Here is a 539-nt window from a genome sequence, read left to right as displayed (position 1 = left end):
AGTGTTAACCCGAATTTCTAGTTTCCATAACTATCAGTCTGTACAAAATGACTTGCGTCGCCAAGAGAACAAGATCCATCACAACCAAGAGCAACTTGCCTCAGGTAAGAAGCTGCTTAAACCAAGTGATGATCCGCTGGCTGCGCATTACATTCAGAATATTGGCCAGCAGCAAGAGCAGTTAAAGCAATATTTAAGCTCGATTGTGTTGGTGCGTAACCGTTTAGAAAACCACGAAGTGAACATCGCGAACGCAGAAAGTTTCGCTGATGAATCGAAACGTCTCACCATGGAAATGATCAACGGTGCGTTTTCTGCCGAAGACCGACAAGCGAAAAAGCGTGAGTTGGAAGAAATTGCAAATAACTTCCTTAACTTAGTGAATGCGCAAGATGAATCGGGCAACTACGTGTTTGCGGGGACAAAGCCGAAAAGCCAGCCATTTTATCGCGATAAAGATGGCAGCGTGCAATACGCTGGTGATGATTACCAACGCAAAATGAAAGTGTCCAGCATGCTGGATATGCCGATGAACGATC

The 539-nt window shown here is 44.9% G+C and carries 1 protein-coding gene; it reads left to right on the top strand.

Going from position 1 to position 539, the window contains the following annotated elements:
• Nucleotide 1: 1 nt before the first annotated feature.
• On the top strand, nucleotides 2-539 hold a 538-nt coding region (gene flgL, locus R7E38_RS23305; RefSeq protein WP_318082221.1), incomplete at its 3' end, for a flagellar hook-associated protein FlgL.

Origin of the sequence: Vibrio sp. Vb2131 (genome assembly GCF_033338535.1) — a bacterium.
GTDB lineage: Bacteria > Pseudomonadota > Gammaproteobacteria > Enterobacterales > Vibrionaceae > Vibrio > Vibrio alginolyticus.
Note: the sequence above shows the minus strand (reverse complement) of the source record. Positions and strands in the feature narration are given on the sequence as shown.